At 71.0% G+C, this 14,669-nt stretch carries 14 protein-coding genes; 8 read left to right on the top strand and 6 right to left on the bottom strand.

Annotated elements, in window-relative coordinates:
- The 5 genes from ABMQ42_RS10790 to ABMQ42_RS10770 are packed head-to-tail and all read left to right on the top strand — an operon-like array spanning nt 1 to nt 3,804.
- Nucleotides 1-762, top strand: a complete 762-nt coding sequence (locus ABMQ42_RS10790; RefSeq protein WP_349722992.1) for an ABC transporter ATP-binding protein — start codon at nt 1-3, stop codon at nt 760-762.
- Nucleotides 759-1,436, top strand: coding sequence for an ABC transporter ATP-binding protein (locus tag ABMQ42_RS10785; protein WP_349722991.1), 678 nt, complete (start codon nt 759-761; stop codon nt 1,434-1,436). The genes ABMQ42_RS10790 and ABMQ42_RS10785 overlap by 4 nt, the downstream gene beginning before the upstream one ends.
- Nucleotide 1,437: 1 nt before the next feature.
- Nucleotides 1,438-2,292 (top strand): branched-chain amino acid ABC transporter permease, encoded by an 855-nt coding sequence (locus tag ABMQ42_RS10780; protein WP_349722990.1) that lies wholly within the window; start codon nt 1,438-1,440, stop codon nt 2,290-2,292.
- Entirely contained in the window at nt 2,289-3,341 is a 1,053-nt protein-coding gene (locus ABMQ42_RS10775) for a branched-chain amino acid ABC transporter permease (RefSeq protein WP_349722989.1), read from the top strand. Before ABMQ42_RS10780 ends, ABMQ42_RS10775 begins: the two co-directional genes overlap by 4 nt.
- Nucleotides 3,331-3,804: a MarR family winged helix-turn-helix transcriptional regulator gene (locus ABMQ42_RS10770; protein ID WP_349722988.1), complete on the top strand. Its 474-nt coding sequence runs from the start codon at nt 3,331-3,333 to the stop codon at nt 3,802-3,804. Before ABMQ42_RS10775 ends, ABMQ42_RS10770 begins: the two co-directional genes overlap by 11 nt.
- Nucleotides 3,805-4,237: 433 nt before the next feature.
- Here ABMQ42_RS10770 and menE read toward each other — a convergent pair whose 3' ends face one another.
- Genes menE through ABMQ42_RS10750 form a run of 4 tightly spaced genes read right to left on the bottom strand, consistent with a single transcriptional unit; the run spans nt 4,238 to nt 8,168 of the window.
- Entirely contained in the window at nt 4,238-5,758 is a 1,521-nt protein-coding gene (gene menE, locus ABMQ42_RS10765) for an o-succinylbenzoate--CoA ligase (protein WP_349722987.1), read from the bottom strand.
- A 52-nt stretch (nt 5,759-5,810) separates the two neighbouring features.
- A complete protein-coding gene (locus ABMQ42_RS10760; RefSeq protein ID WP_349722986.1) occupies nt 5,811-6,263 on the bottom strand; it encodes a MaoC family dehydratase in 453 nt (150 codons plus the stop codon).
- Nucleotides 6,264-6,310: 47 nt separating this feature from the next.
- A complete protein-coding gene (locus ABMQ42_RS10755; RefSeq protein ID WP_349722985.1) occupies nt 6,311-7,198 on the bottom strand; it encodes an amidohydrolase family protein in 888 nt (295 codons plus the stop codon).
- Nucleotides 7,199-7,250: 52 nt separating this feature from the next.
- Nucleotides 7,251-8,168 carry an SDR family NAD(P)-dependent oxidoreductase gene (locus ABMQ42_RS10750; protein WP_349722984.1) on the bottom strand — a complete coding sequence of 306 codons (918 nt, stop codon included), beginning with the start codon at nt 8,166-8,168 and terminating at the stop codon, nt 7,251-7,253.
- 149 nt (nt 8,169-8,317) lie between these two features.
- Between ABMQ42_RS10750 and ABMQ42_RS10745 the strand changes: the two genes are divergently transcribed.
- The 3 genes from ABMQ42_RS10745 to ABMQ42_RS10735 all read left to right on the top strand — a co-directional run bounded on the left by ABMQ42_RS10745 (nt 8,318) and on the right by ABMQ42_RS10735 (nt 12,189).
- On the top strand, nt 8,318-8,779 hold the full coding sequence (locus ABMQ42_RS10745) for a MarR family winged helix-turn-helix transcriptional regulator (RefSeq protein WP_349722983.1): 462 nt from the start codon (nt 8,318-8,320) through the stop codon (nt 8,777-8,779).
- A gap of 282 nt (nt 8,780-9,061) precedes the next feature.
- Nucleotides 9,062-10,261 carry an MFS transporter gene (locus tag ABMQ42_RS10740; protein ID WP_349722982.1) on the top strand — a complete coding sequence of 400 codons (1,200 nt, stop codon included), beginning with the start codon at nt 9,062-9,064 and terminating at the stop codon, nt 10,259-10,261.
- 14 nt (nt 10,262-10,275) lie between these two features.
- On the top strand, nt 10,276-12,189 hold the full coding sequence (locus tag ABMQ42_RS10735; protein ID WP_349722981.1) for a M3 family metallopeptidase: 1,914 nt from the start codon (nt 10,276-10,278) through the stop codon (nt 12,187-12,189).
- Between the two features lie 154 nt (nt 12,190-12,343).
- Here the strand turns inward: ABMQ42_RS10735 and ABMQ42_RS10730 are convergent, their stop codons facing one another.
- Together ABMQ42_RS10730 and ABMQ42_RS10725 are read right to left on the bottom strand one after the other, a co-directional pair.
- Complete coding sequence (locus ABMQ42_RS10730; RefSeq protein ID WP_349722980.1) at nt 12,344-13,528, bottom strand: 4-hydroxybenzoate 3-monooxygenase; 1,185 nt, start codon at nt 13,526-13,528, stop codon at nt 12,344-12,346.
- Nucleotides 13,529-13,859: 331 nt separating this feature from the next.
- Nucleotides 13,860-14,606 (bottom strand): IclR family transcriptional regulator, encoded by a 747-nt coding sequence (locus tag ABMQ42_RS10725; RefSeq protein WP_349722979.1) that lies wholly within the window; start codon nt 14,604-14,606, stop codon nt 13,860-13,862.
- Nucleotides 14,607-14,669 lie beyond the last annotated feature (63 nt).

Here is a 14,669-nt window from a genome sequence, read left to right as displayed (position 1 = left end):
ATGCTCGAGGTGGACCGGCTCTCGCGGGCGTTCGGTGGGGTGTACGCCAACCGTGACGTCACCCTCACCGTCGCCGACGGCGAGCTGCGCGGGGTGATCGGCCCGAACGGGGCGGGCAAGTCGACGCTGTTCACGATGATCAGCGGACACCTGCACGCCCAGTCGGGCCGCATCGCCCTCGACGGGCAGCCCCTCGACCGGCTGCCCCCGCATCGACGGGCGCGGCTCGGCGTGGCGATCGTGTTCCAGGGCGCGCGGCTGTTCCCGGGCATGTCGGTGCTCGCCAACGTCGCCGTCGGGGCGACTGCGCGCACCCGCGCGGGCGCCCTCAGCGCCGCCCTGCGGCTGCCGCGGCATCGGCGCGAGGAGCGCGGGATCTTCGCCGACGCATACGAGGCGCTGGCCCGGGTCGGGCTCGAGGACTGGGCGGATCGGGATGCCGAGCAGCTGCCCCTCGGGCAGCAGCGGCGCCTGCAGCTGGCGCGTGCGCTGACCGCCCGGCCGTCGCTGCTGCTGCTCGACGAGCCGGCCTCGGGGCTGCGCGCGAACGAGCGGCGCGAGCTGGCGCACCTCATCCGCGATCTGCACCGCGACGGCATGACGATCATGCTGATCGAGCACGACGTGGCGATGGTGACGAGCCTCGCCGATCGGATCACGGTGCTCGACCTCGGCGAGGTGATCGCCGACGGCACGCCCGACGAGATCCGGCGCGACCCACGGGTGATCTCCGCCTACCTCGGCAAGCAGGCCGCCGCATGATGCTCTCGGTGGACGACCTCGTCGTGCGCTACGGCGCGGCGACGGCCCTCGACGGCGTCTCGCTGCATGTCGACGACGCCGAGCTCGTGGCGCTGGTCGGCCCGAACGGGGCCGGCAAGACGTCGCTCGTGAACGCCATCTCGGGCATCGTCAAGCCCGTCTCGGGCCGGATCGAGGTCGGCGGCCGGGTGGCGCAGGTGCCCGAGGGGCGCCAGATGTTCGGCGAGCTCAGCGTCGAGGACAATCTGCGCCTGGGCGCATGGCGGCACCGCCCGAAGGACCCGACACCGGTCTACGAGCTGCTGCCCGACCTGCGGCGCCTGCGCAAGCAGCGCGCCGACACCCTCTCCGGCGGGCAGCAGCAGATGGTCGCCGTCGGCCGGGCGCTCATGGCGCAGCCCGACCTGCTCGTCGTCGACGAGCTGTCGCTGGGGCTGGCGCCGATGGTCGCGTCGCAGCTCGTCGAGCACCTGGCCACCCTCAACCGGACCCGCGGCACGGCGGTGCTGCTCATCGAACAGGAGATCGGCTTGGCCTTCGAACTCTGCTCGCGCGCATACGTGCTCGAGTCGGGGCGGATCAAGGCGGAGGGCCCGACGGCCGAGCTGCGCGACGCCCCCGAGCTGCAGGATGCCTACTTCGGCGGCCTCGACCTCAGCGGAACGGGGGAGTGACATGCAGGCGCTGCTCACCTACATCATCTCCGGACTCGCGCTGGCCGGCTCGTTCGCCCTCATCGGCAGCGGCATGGTCGTGGTCTACCGGGTCACGCACGTGCTCAACTTCGCCCAGGGCATGCTCGCGGTCTTCGGCGCGATGATCTCGTACTCTCTGCTGGGCGGGATGCTGCCGCACGGCCTCGCCGAGCTGGTCGCCGTCATCTGCTGTGCGGTCATCGGCGTCGCGATCGGCGTGATCGCGATCGGCAAGCCGGGCACTCCGCCGATGATCTCGCTGCTGATCACGCTGGGCATCGGCATGATCGCGCAGGCGGTGGTGATCGCGATCTGGGGGCAGGACCCCGTCTCGCCGCCGGGCATCAGCGGCAGCATCCAGATCCTCGGTGTGAACCTCGCCACCCAGCGGCTGCTCGTGTTCCTCGTGGCGCTGGTGACCTTCGCGCTGCTGAGCCTGTTCTTCGCGCGCACCGATATCGGCAAGGCCCTCACCGCGGCCGCGGCGAACCCGCGGGCGGCGCGGCTGGTCGGCATCCACCCCCTCGCCATGGGCCTGGTCGCGTTCGCGATCGCCGGCGCGCTCGGCGGGCTCGCCGGCGTGCTCATCGCGCCGACCACGGCAGTGTCGGTGTCGTCCGACCTGCCGCTGGTGCTGAGCGGGTTCGCGGCGGCGATCTTCGGGGGGCTCCGCAGCCCCTGGATGACCTTCCTCGGCGCGGTGATCCTCGGCGTGGTCGGGCAGCTCGTCGCCGCCTACGGCAACGGGTCATACCAGACGCCCATCGCGCTGCTGATGATGCTCGTCATCATGATCGTGCGCGCGGGCCGCATGGCGACGGAGGAGGCGAAATGAGCACGAGTGCCGTTCGGGTGCGCCCGAGTCTGGGACGCGCGCGCTGGATCGCGGCGATCGTCGTGTTCATCGTGCTCGCAGTCATCCCGCTGCTGCTGAACGATCTCACCTTCTTCGTGCAGACCGTGCTGGCGGCCGTGGTCGTCACCGGGCTCTCGCTGTTCATGGGCTATGCCGGTCAGGTCTCGCTGGGGCAGAGCGCGTTCGTCGCGGTCGGCGGGCTGACGGTCGCCGCGCTGACCGTCAACCTCGGCCTTCCGCCGCTGCTGACGCTCGTGCTCGCGCCGATCCTCGGGGCGGCGGTGGCGGCGCTGATCGGGTGGCCGCTGCTGCGGCTGCGCGGACACTACCTGGCCTTCGGCACGCTGGCCGTGCTGCTGATCATCCAGACCGTGATGGCCACGGTGCCGTTCCTCGGCGGCGGCATCGGCATCTTCGGCATCCCGCCGCTGTCGATCGGCCCGATCGTGTTCAGCGGGCAGCTGCCCTACGCGTACCTCGCGCTGGCGGCGCTCGCGGGCGCCATGGCGGTCGCGCACAACCTCGTGAACTCGCGGTTCGGCCGCGGCATCCGGGCGCTCGCCGGCAGTGAGAGCGCGGCGGCGTCGAGCGGCGTGCCGGTACTGCGCAGCAAGGTCGTCGTCTTCGCGGTCGCCGGTGCCTTCGCCGGGCTCGCGGGCGGCATCGGTGCGTTCTTCACGCCGTTCGTCAGCCAGGACACCTACCCGCCCTTCACCTCGTTCGGCTACGTGATCATGGCGATGGTCGGCGGGCTCGGCACGCTGTGGGGCGGCGTCGTGGGAGCGGTCGTGCTCAGCCTGTGGCTGCAGCTGCTCAGCACCCTGGCGTCGCTGCCCGGTCTGCCGCCCACGGCGGGGCCGATTCTGCAGTACGCCGGATACGGCGTGGTGCTCGTGGTTTTCCTCCTGCTGCTGCCGCGCGGTATCGTGCCCTCGGTGGGGGATGCCGTGGACCGATGGGCCACGCGACGCCGTCTGCCCCCGATCCCGGCCGACGAGCAAGAGGAGGAACGCGTCGATGCCCGCTAGCGCACGGTCGACCGTCACCGCGACGACCGCTGCGCCTCCGGTGACGCTGCTGTACCTCATCAAGCAGGTTGAGCTCGCGGTGCGGTCGCGCCTCGACCAGCTCGCCGCCGCGCATGGGATCACGACGATCCAATACACCGCGCTGACAGTGCTCGAGCGGCACCCGGGGGCGATCGCGGCCCAGCTCGCGCGCACGTCGTTCGTGCGTGCGCAGAGCATGACCCAGCTGCTGGACGCCCTGGAGCGCCGCGGACTCATCGAGCGCCGCCCCGACCCGTCGTCGCGGCGCCAGCTGCGCATCTTCCTCACCCCGGCGGGGCAGGAGCTGCTCGACCGCATGCGCGACCCCGCCGCAGAGATCGAGCGCGACATGACCGCGATGCTCGACTCCGGCGACGTCGACGCGCTGAGCGCGATGCTGCAGTCGTGCCGCGTCGCGCTCGCCGACGCCGCCGCGCGCTGAGGCGGCGCCGGGGCTTCGCGTCGGACGGGGACGCGCTGCGGCGCGCCGTGGCAGCCGGCGCCGGTCCGCGGCATCCGCTTCCCGCTCCCGGTGCGCCCGCCCGCGGCATCCACCCCCGTTCGGTCGTCGCAGATGACCGTTTTTCCGCGACAGAACGGTCATCTGTGACGACGGAGTGATCGCTCAGTCGTCCCGCGGGTGACGCCCGGTTCAACAGTCGGTTCCTGCAGGCCCCGCGCGCGAGCGGCTGCAGTTGTCGACTGCTGAATCCCGCGGCGAGATTTCAACAGTCGGCATCCGCAGGCCGACGCGCTCGTGGGCCGCAGAAATCGACTGCTGAACATTTGATGCCCGCGCCCGGCCGCCCGCGACCGCGGCCCGCGACGCCCGCGACCGGCTGCGCGCGGACGAGTGGATGCCGCGCCCGACCCCGTCAGCGCGCGTACTGCTCGCGCAGATCGCCCTTGCGGATCTTGCCGCTCGCGGTGCGGGGCAGCTCGTCGACGAACACGACGTCGCGCGGGATCTTGTACTTGGCCAGGCGCCCGTCCAGTCGCTCGATCACGTCGGCCGCCGTCAGCTGCGCGCCCTCGTCGAGCGTCGCGACGGCCAGCGGCACCTCGCCCCACTTCGCGTCGGGCACACCGATGAGCGCCACGGCCGAGATCTCGGGGATCTGCATGATCGCGCCCTCGACCTCGGCCGAGTAGATGTTCTCGCCGCCCGAGATGATCATGTCCTTGAGCCGGTCGACGATGAACAGGTAGCCGTCTTCGTCGATGTAGCCGAGGTCTCCGGTGTGCAGCCAGCCGTCGACGATCGTCTCGGCCGTCGCCTCGGGGCGCCGCCAGTACTCGGTGATGACGTTGGGTCCGCTCACCAGGATCTCGCCGACCTCGCCGGGCGGCAGCATCCCGCCGTCGTCGCCGACGATCCGCACGTCGGTGAAGAACTGCTTCAGACCCGACGACCCCATCTTCTCCATACTCATGTGCGCGGGCATGGCGGTCGCGCCCGGCGAGGTCTCGGTCATGCCGTAGCCGCACGAGAAGTGCAGTCCGCGCTGCTCGTACGCCTCGAGCATGCGCTTCGGCATCGACGAGCCGCCGCAGGTCAGGTGCCGCAGGCTCGACAGGTCGGTCTCCGCCCAGTCCGGGTGCTCCTCGATGAGCTGGTAGGTCGTCGGCACCCCCGAGAGCATGGTCACCCGCTCGTCCTGGATGGCGTGCAGCACGGCGCCCGGGTCGAACTTCTCATGAAGGATCACGGTGCCGCCCTGCAGGAGGATCGGCAGCGCGCCCATCCCGAGCGAGGCGACGTGGAACATCGGTGAGATCAGCAGCACCCGCTCACCCGACCCGATGCCGTAGTCGACCAGGGCGTTGAAGGTGTTCCAGGTGAGGTTGCCGTGCGTGAGCACGGCGCCCTTCGGGTACCCGGTCGTGCCCGAGGTGTAGAGGATGAGCGCCGCGTCATCGAGCGCGACCGGCACGTCGTGGTACTCGGCAGCGCCCGAGGCGACGACCTCGTCGTAGTCCTCCGCGCCGGGGATGTCGCCGCGGCCCACGCAGATGCGCCGCCGGGCCGACGACGACCAGGTGCCGGCACGTGCCAGGTCGAGCAGCGCGTCCTGGAAGATGAGCGTCGTCGCGCCCGAGTTGTCGACGGCGAACTCGATCTCGGGCGGGGCCAGCCTGGTGTTCAGCGGCACGAAGATCGCGCCGAGCATCGTCGTCGCGAACAGCGCCTCGAGGAACGAGGGATGGTTGTTGCCGAGATAGGCGACGCGGTCGCCGGGCTGCACGCCGCGCGTGCGCAGCGCGTCGGCCAGGCGCAGGATGCGCTCGTCGAGCTCCTCGTATCCGATGCGCCGACCGCGGAACGAGATCGCCGCGTCTTCGCGCATGCGCTGTGCACGCCGGTTGACCCAGGTGCCGATGCCGTTGTTGAGCATGTCTGTCCTTCGTCGTTGAAGGGTGAAGAGGGGGATGCCGCGGGCCGCGGCCTCAGGCGTACAGGCGCTGCAGGCTGCGCGCGACGACGGCCGGCTTCGTGCCGCCCTCAGTCTCGATGGTGGCGTCGACGACGAGGTGGCGGCCACCCGGGACCTCCTGCACCTCGGCGATCGTCGCCGTCATGCGGATGCGGGCGCCGACCTTCACCGGCGAGACGAACCGCACCTTGTCGAGGCCGTAGTTGACCTTCGTCGTGACGCCCGTGACCTCGAGCAGCTCGGTCCACAGCGGGATCAGCAGCGACAGGGTCAGGAAGCCGTGCGCGATCGCGCCGCCGAACGGGCCGTCCTTCGCCCGTTCGGGCTCGGTGTGGATCCACTGGTGGTCGTCGGTCGCGTCGGCGAAGGTGTTCACCCGCTCCTGCGTGATCTCGCGCCACTCGGTGTATCCGAGGTCCTGGCCGACGAGGCTCGACAGGTCGTCATAGGCGACGGTGGTGGTCATGTTCTCTCCTTGTGTCGTGAATGGGGGATGCCGCTGCCCGGCGTCGCTCAGCCGGCCAAGCCCAGCAGCCGCACCGCGTTGGTCTTCATGATCGCGGGCAGCACCTCGGGCTTGAACAGCTCGGCCTTCTCGGCGTCGGCGATCCAGCGGTCGGGTGTGATCAGAGGGAAGTCGGAGCCGAACAGGATCCGCTCGCGCAGGAACGAGTTCGCGGCCCGCACGAGCTGCGGCGGGAAGTACTTGGGGCTCCAGCCCGACAGGTCGATCCACGTGTTGTGCTTGTGCGTGGCCACCGAGATCGCCTCGTCCTGCCACGGCACCGAGGGATGGGCCATGATGATCTGCAGATCGGGGAAGTCGGCGGCCACACCGTCGAGCAGCATCGGGTTCGAGTACGCGAGGCGGAAGCCGTAGCCACCCGGCAGCCCCGCGCCGATGCCGGTCTGCCCGGTGTGGAAGAGTGCGGGCACGCCGGCGTCGGAGATCGCGGCGTACAACGGGTAGTACTGCTCGTCGCTCGGGTCGAAGCCCTGCACGGTCGGGTGGAACTTGAAGCCGCGCACGCCCGACTCGTCGACGAGCCGCCGAATGCGGTCGAGGGCGTCGGCCCGCCGCGGATCGACCGAGCCGTAGGGGATGAGCACGTCGTTGTTGCGGGCGGCGCCCTCTGCGATCGCGGCGCTGTCGACCGGCGGGTGGACCAGCTGCGTCTCGGCGTCGACCGTGAACACGACCGCCGCGGTCTTGCGCTCGCGATAGTAGGCGGCGACGGCGTCGAGGTCGCGGGCGGGGCCGCCGGCGCCGAAGTACTTGTCGGCCGCGGCGGCGAGCTCGGGCGGCAGCGAGTTGCCGCCGTGCCCGTCGTCCTCGATGTGCACGTGCGTGTCGATCGCCTGCAACGCGGCGACGTCGATCGCGGGTTCGTAGCGGGTCATGGGTGCCTTTCCGGTCGTTGAGCGCGGGGCGACGAGTCGAAACGACGCGGCTCTACCGCTGCAGCTCCTCCGGCAGGGGCGGGAACGTCTCGCCGACCGACTGCCGGTGCGCGTCGATGATGTCGCCGAAGGCCTCGTCGAGCGCCGAGACGCTCCAGCCGCCCTCGCGGTAGGCGCTGAAGACCGGCTCGGGGTGCGACCAGATCTGCAGCCGGTCGCCGCCGACGCCGACGGCCTGGCCGGTCACGGCGGCCGCGGCATCCGACGCGAGATACGCGACGAGTCCCGCGACGTCGTCCGCCGTGCCGAAGCCGAGGTCGTGACGGAAGAACGGCGGCATCGCCTCGCCGGCGGCGTCGGCCTCGACGGCCGCGGCGAAGTACGGCATGGTCGCGGTCATCGCGGTCGCGGCGACCGGGATCACGGCGTTCGCGGTGATGCCGGCCTTGCGCAGCTCCATCGACCAGGTGCGCACCATGCCGACGATGGCGGCCTTGACTCCCGAGTAGTTGGTCTGCCCGAAGTTGCCGCGCTGGCCCGCCGGCGAGCCGATGCAGATGATGCGTCCGGCGATCTCATGCTCGCGCATGTAGGTCGCGGCGGCACGCACGCAGGTGAAGGTGCCGCGCAGGTGCACGTTCACGACGGTGTCGAAGTCGTCGTCGCTCATCTTCCACAGCACCTTGTCGCGCAGCACGCCGGCGTTGGTCACGAGGATGTCGAGGCGCCCGAAGGTCTCGACCGCGGCCTGCACGAGGCGGTCGGCGGTCTCGGCCGAGCCGACCGGCGCGACGACGGCCGTCGCGCGGCCGCCGGCGTCGGTGATGGATGCCGCGGCCTCCGCCGCGGTGCTCTCGTCGACGTCGTTCACCACGACCGCCGCGCCCTGACGGGCGAGCTCCTGCGCATATGCGAGACCGAGTCCGCGACCCGATCCGGTGACGATGGCGACCTTGCCCTCGAGTGACATCCCTGCTCCTTCGCTCTTGCCGACGCGCTTGCGGTGGACCCGGCGTTCCTGCGGGTGCACCGATGCTCTTGCGCTGATCCGATGCAATCGCACATCATTGAGATTGTCAATGATTGTTTTCTGGCAGGATAGTCGCACGAGGAGGCCGGATGGGCGAGACGACGCAGGCGACGGCATCGCCGCTGTGGGCGACCACGGTCGGCAGTGACCCGGCCTTTCTGCTGGCGCGGGCGAATGCGCTCTCGCTCGCCGATGCGACATCGGCCCTCGCCCCCCTCGGCCTCAAGGTGCGCTCCTACTCGGTGCTCGCGCTGGCCGTCGCCGGTGCGCGGCCCACGCAGCGCGAGCTCAGCGAGTTCCTGCGGCTCGACCCGAGCCAGGTCGTGAGCGTGCTCGACGACCTCGAGCGACGCGGGTGGGTGCGGCGCGAGCCCGATCCGAATGATCGCCGGGTCAACGTGGTGGTCGCCACCGATGCCGGCCGCGACGCCTGCGACCGCGCGCGGACGGCGGTCGAGGTCGTGCAGCGTGCGCACTTCTCCGTGCTCGACGACGACGAGTTCGAGACCTTCACGGCGCTGCTGCGCCGCCTCGCCGGCGCGGGGGAGTAGCCCCGGTTCGCGGTTTCGCCCCGTGTTCAGCAGTCTGTTCTTACCGGCGCCAGCGCGCGACGCCTGCAGAAGCTGACTGGCGAACAGATGCCTCTCATGTTCAGCAGTCTGTTCTTACCGCCGCCGGGCCGTGACGCCTGCAGAAGCTGACTGCTGAACGGAGGAGGTGCTGCGCGGTCGGGGGCCGCGCCCGCGCTGCGCAGCCCGCTCGACAGTCTCTCGGGCGCTCCCGATGACTACGCAGATAGGCATATGCCCCGGCCGCGAGTAGCGTTGCTGATCATGCCCGACCGCCCCGCAGCATCCCGCTCCCTCCCGGTGCTCATCGTCGTGATCGTGCTGTCGGCGGCGATGCTGCGCGGCCCGATCCTCTCGGTCGCGCCCGTCGCGCGCGCGATCGGCGCCGACCTCAGCGTCGGCGCGGGCGTCGTCGGTCTGCTGACGACGATCCCGGTGCTCTGCTTCGCCGTGTGCGCACCGCTGGCCATCGCGATCATCCGGCGCGCGGGGGCGGATGTCGCGCTGTCGCTGACCCTCGGCGGGGTCGTGCTGGGCAGCATCCTGCGCTCCGTCGACGGCATCGCGATGGCGCTGGTCGGCACGGCGGTGCTGGGCGCGTTCGTCACGATCGGCAACGTCGTGCTGCCGATCATCATCGCGCGCGAGTTCAGCGCCCGGCGCGCGCACACGATGACCGGTGTCTACACGGCAGCCCTCAACGTCGGCACGATGACCGTCACCCTCGGCACCGCGCCGCTGGCCGACGCCGTCGGATGGCGCTGGGCCATCGCCTCATGGGCGGTGTTCGCCCTCATCGCGCTCGTGGTCTGGGTCGGTATGCGCGGGGTGCGGGCCGCGTTCGCGCCGAAGCCCGGTCCGCGCCGCGACGCCGATACGCCCCGGGTCTCGGTGATGCGGCACGGCCCGACCTGGCTGCTGGCGGCCGCGTTCTGCGGGCAGGCGTTCGCGTTCTACGCGATCACGGCCTGGCTGCCCACGCTGCTCGGCGATCAGGGCTTCGACAGCAGCGCCGCCGGTGCCATCGCCGCGCTCTTCCAGGTCGGGGGCATGATCGGCAGCCTGCTGCTGCCGGTGATCACGCTGCGCTCGTCGATCCTCATCGGCGTGCTGTGCGTGGGCATCGGATGGCTGACAGTGCCGCTCGGCTTCCTGTTCGCGCCAGGGCTGTGGCTGGCGTGGTGTGTCATCGGGGGACTGGCCCAGGGTGGCGGCATCACGATCGTCTTCATCATGATCAACGCGTTCGGCGACGACGAGCACACCACGGCCGGCCGCTCGGGCATCGTGCAGGGCCTCGGCTACGCGGTGGCCGCGTCAGGCCCGCTGCTGCTGGGCGCGCTGCACGAGGCGACCGGCGCCTGGACCGTGCCGCTGCTCGTCGAGCTCGTCGCCGTGCTGCTGTTCCTCTTCCCCGGGCTCGCCGTCGCCCGGCATCTGCGCACCCCTGCGCGCGCCGCGTGACGTAGTCTCGTCCGGTGACGTCTCCCGAACCGCTGCTGCTTCCCGCCCCCGCCGACACCCTCGCCTGGATCGGCACCCGCTGCGACGGCCAGCTCGACCATGCCCGCGACCTGGTCGCCCGGCTGCGCGCCGAGCGTCCGACCGACGCGCTCGCCGTGCTGAACGCCTGGAACGACGTGGAGCTCGCCGTCGCGAACGCGGCGGCCGCGGCATCCGTCTATTCCCAGACGAATCCCGAGCAGACGGTGCGGGATGCCGCCGACGAGGCCGAGCAGCGCGTCGACGCCTTCCACACCGAGCTGGGGCTCGACCGCGAGCTGTTCGAGATCGTCAGTGCCGTCGACCCGGCGGGCCTCGACGCCGACGCGACGCGGCTGCTTGAGCGGGTGCTGCGCGACTTCCGCCGTGCGGGCGTCGACCGCGACGAGACCACGCGCGCACGCCTGCGCGAGCTGGCGCAGCAAGAACTCGAGGCCAGCCAGGAGTTCAGCCGCAACATCCGGTCCGGGGTCCGTGAGATCCGGGTGCGCCCCGACGAGCTCGCCGGCATGCCCGGTGACTGGATGGCCGCCCACGCGCCCGGCGGCGACGGCCTCGTGGCCGTGTCGACCGACTACCCCGACGCGGTGCCGCTGGGAACGTACTGCTCCGTGGCATCCACCCGCCGTTCCATGACGCTGCAGCGCCTGAACATCGCGTGGCCCGAGAACGACGCCGTGCTGCACCGCCTGCTGACGCTGCGCGCCGAGCACGCGCGGCTGCTCGGCTACGCGAACTGGGCCGACTACGACGCCGAGGTCAAGATGATCGGCGACGGACGCGCCATCGGCGGGTTCATCGACCGGATCGCGGATGCCGCGGCCGACGCCGCGCAGCGCGACAAGGCCGTGCTGCTCGAGCGGCTGCGGCAGGACGTGCCCGACGCCGTCGACATCGACGCCGCCGACCTCTCCTACTACTCCGAGCTCGTGCGCAAGGAGCAGTTCGCGGTCGATGCGCAGCTCACCCGCACGTTCTTCGCGTTCGAGAAGGTGCGGCAGGGCCTGCTCGACGTGACCGGGCGCCTGTTCGGCCTGAGCTGGCAGCGCGTCGAGGTGCCGATCTGGCACGACGACGTCGCCTCGTACGATGTGCTGCGCGACGGCGTGCGCATCGGGCGCATCCACCTCGACCTGCACCCGCGCGAGGGCAAGTACAAGCACGCCGCGCAGTTCGACCTCGCCTCCGGCGTGCGCGGACGGCAGCTGCCCGAGGGCGTGCTGGTGTGCAACTTCGGCACCGGGCTCATGGAGCACAGCGAGGTCGTCACGCTCTTCCACGAGTTCGGCCACCTCATCCACCATGTGCTGGGCGGCGACCAGGAGTGGGTGCGCTTCTCGGGCGTGGCCACCGAGTGGGACTTCGTCGAGGCCCCGAGCCAGATGCTCGAGGAATGGGCGTGGGATGCCGCGGTCCTGGCGAGGTTCGCGACCGACGACGAGGGGCACACGATCCCCGCCGACCTGGTCGAGCGCATGCGCACCGCCGACGACTTCGGCAAGGGCTTCCACGCCCGCACGCAGATGTTCTACGCGGCGCTGTCGCTGCGCATCCACGAGCGGGTGCCCGACGACCTGACCGAGACCGTGCGCGAGACGCAGGCGCAGTACTCGGTGTTCCCGTACATCGACGACACGCACTTCCACTGCGCGTTCGGGCACCTCGACGGCTACAGCTCGGGCTACTACACCTACATGTGGTCGCTCGTGATCGCCAAGGACATGTTCAGCGCCTTCGACCGTGCCGACCTGTTCGCGCCCGAGGTGGCTGCGCGCTACCGCGACCGCGTGCTCGCGCGGGGCGGATCGGGCGATGCCGCAGACCTCGTCGCCGACTTCCTCGGCCGGCCGTACACGTTCGACGCGTACGCGGCCTGGCTCGCGGAGTAGGGGAGTGTTGGGCGGCTGCGCCTGGCACCTCACAGACTTCGGATGATGTGATGAAGTTCGGACCCGATCCCGCGATCGCATCCGAAGTTCGAGCGATTATCCGAAGCCTGTGAGGCGCGTGCCGTTCCGCCGCCTGCCTCAACCAGGGGCGGCCTCAGACGATGCGCTCCAGCGGCCAGCCGGTGTAGGCCTCGGCGAGATAGGTGCGCCCGGCGTGCGAGTCGGTGACGCTGCGCAGTTCGCCGAGCTGCCGCATCCGATCGAAGTCCGACGCATCGGGCATCTGGTGCAGCATGCTGGTCATCCACCACGAGAAGTTCTGCGCCTTCCAGATGCGGTGCAGCGCCGTCTGCTCGTAGCCGTCGAGCAGTCGGGCGTCGTTCTCGAGCAGGAACGCCCGCAGGGCTCCGGTCAGCAGCAGCACGTCGGCGATGGCCAGGTTCATGCCCTTCGCGCCCGTCGGGGGCACCGTGTGCGCGGCATCCCCCACCAGCACGATGCGGTCGCGGCGCAGCTCGCGCGCCACGAAGCTGCGGAACTGCAGCACATCGCGCTGGAAGATCGGCCCCTCGTGCAGCGTCGTGCCCGGCACGCGCGACTGCAGCGTCTCCCACAGCTGCTCCTGCGTGTACGCCTCGGGGTCGACATCGGGGGCGCACTGGAAGTACATCCGCTGCACGGTCTCGCTGCGCTGGCTGATCAGCGCGAAGCCGTTCGGCGAGTTGCTGTAGATGAGCTCGGGGGCGCTCGGCGGCGCCTCGCAGAGGATGCCGAACCACGCGAACGGGTACTCGCGGTAGAGCCCGGCGCGCGGGCCTGACATGGCCTTGCGCACGATCGAGTGCGAGCCGTCGGCGCCGATGACGATCTCGGCGACGATCTCGGTCTCGGCGCCCTCGGCATCGGCGACGACCACGCGCGGACGGTCGCCGGTCACGTCGTCGACGCGCACGGCGGTGTGCGCGAAGCGGATGTCGGCGCCGGCCGGCACGAGGGTGGCCAGCAGGTCCTGCAGCACCAGGTGCTGCGGATACAGCCAGACCCCGCGCCCGACGAGATCGGCGAAGTCGATGCGGTGCCCGGCGCCGTCGAAGCGCAGCTCGATGCCGTCGTGGCGCATGCCGACCTGGTGCGCGTGCGTGTCGACACCGGCCGCGACCAGAGCCTGCACCGTGCCCTCCTCGAGGATCCCGGCGCGGATGGTCTGCTCGATCTCGTCGCGTGAGCGGCTGTCGACGACGATCGACTCGATGCCGGCGTTCCGCAGCAGCTGTGCCAGCAGAAGCCCGGCGGGCCCGGCCCCGACGATGGCGACCCGGGTCTTCACGGTGGTGGTCATGTGCGTCTCCCTCGACTCCGCTCCCCATTGTGGATGAGGAGGGATGCTGCGGGCCCATTGTTCCCGTTGAATGGGAGTCTGCACGGGTCGTGGCGCGGCCCCTCGGCTGAGCCGAGGGGATCTGCTGCAGCGAGGAGAAAATCGGGCAGATCGGTCCGCGATCCGGCAGATCCCCTCGCCTCGGGCGAGGGGCGGGTGGGGGGCTGGGTGAGGGGTGGAGTGGAGGTGTCCCGGGGCGCGTGTTCAGAACTCCGGTCATCTCGGGGTGAAACGCCCCGAAGTGGCCGACCTCGGGGCTTTTGTGTGCGGATTTGCGGAGTTCTGAACGCGGTCAGGCGCCGAGTGTCGAGTGGATGCCGCGTGCCGCCGCGTGCAGAGCGGCCAGCGGCGGCTCCACCGCGGCGTCGCGGGCGACGACCACCGAGAGCGCCGCGACGACTCGGCCCGCGGCATCCCGAACCGGCACGGCAAGGCCCGTCGCGACCTCTTCGATCGATCCGGGCGCCACGGCGTGCCCGAGCCGGCGCACCTCGGCGAGTTTGCGGCGCAGCGCGGCGGGGTCGGTGATCGTGGCGCGGGTGAGTGCCGGAAGGGGCCCGGCCAGCACCTGCTCCTGCAGCTCCGCCGGCCCGTACGCGAGCAGGACGAGCCCCGAGCTCGAGGCGTGCAGGGGGAGGCGCCCGGCGATCCGGGTGATGTTGGAGGTCGCATCGCGGCTCGACAGGCGCTCGAGGAAGAGCGCCTCGCCCTGCTCGAGGATGGCGAGCTGGGTGTGCTCGCCGACGGCGGCCTGCACGCGTTCCATGGCCGGCATCGCCGCCTGGCGCAGGCGGAGCGCGGCCGAGGAGCGGGTCGCGAGCTCCCACAGGCGCATGCCCACGCGGATGCGCCGGTCCTCATCCCGCTCGAGCAGCCCCGTCTCGACGAGTTCGCCGATGAAGCGGTGGGCCGTCGACGCGGGGAGCCCCGCGCGGCGCCCGATCTCCGAGGCGCTCTGCACGGTGCGCGTCGGCGTGAAGGTCTCGAGCACCCGTAGCAGCCGCTCGGTGACCGAGTCGCCGGTGGGGGAGTTGGCCATGCCCCACTCTCTCACGCGAGGTCGCACGTGTTTTCGCGAGGTCGCACGGTTTTTCGCGAGGTC

The sequence above is a fragment of the Microbacterium sp. KR10-403 genome, assembly GCF_040196215.1.
Lineage (GTDB): Bacteria > Actinomycetota > Actinomycetes > Actinomycetales > Microbacteriaceae > Microbacterium.
This window is presented reverse-complemented; position numbering and strand designations above follow the sequence as displayed.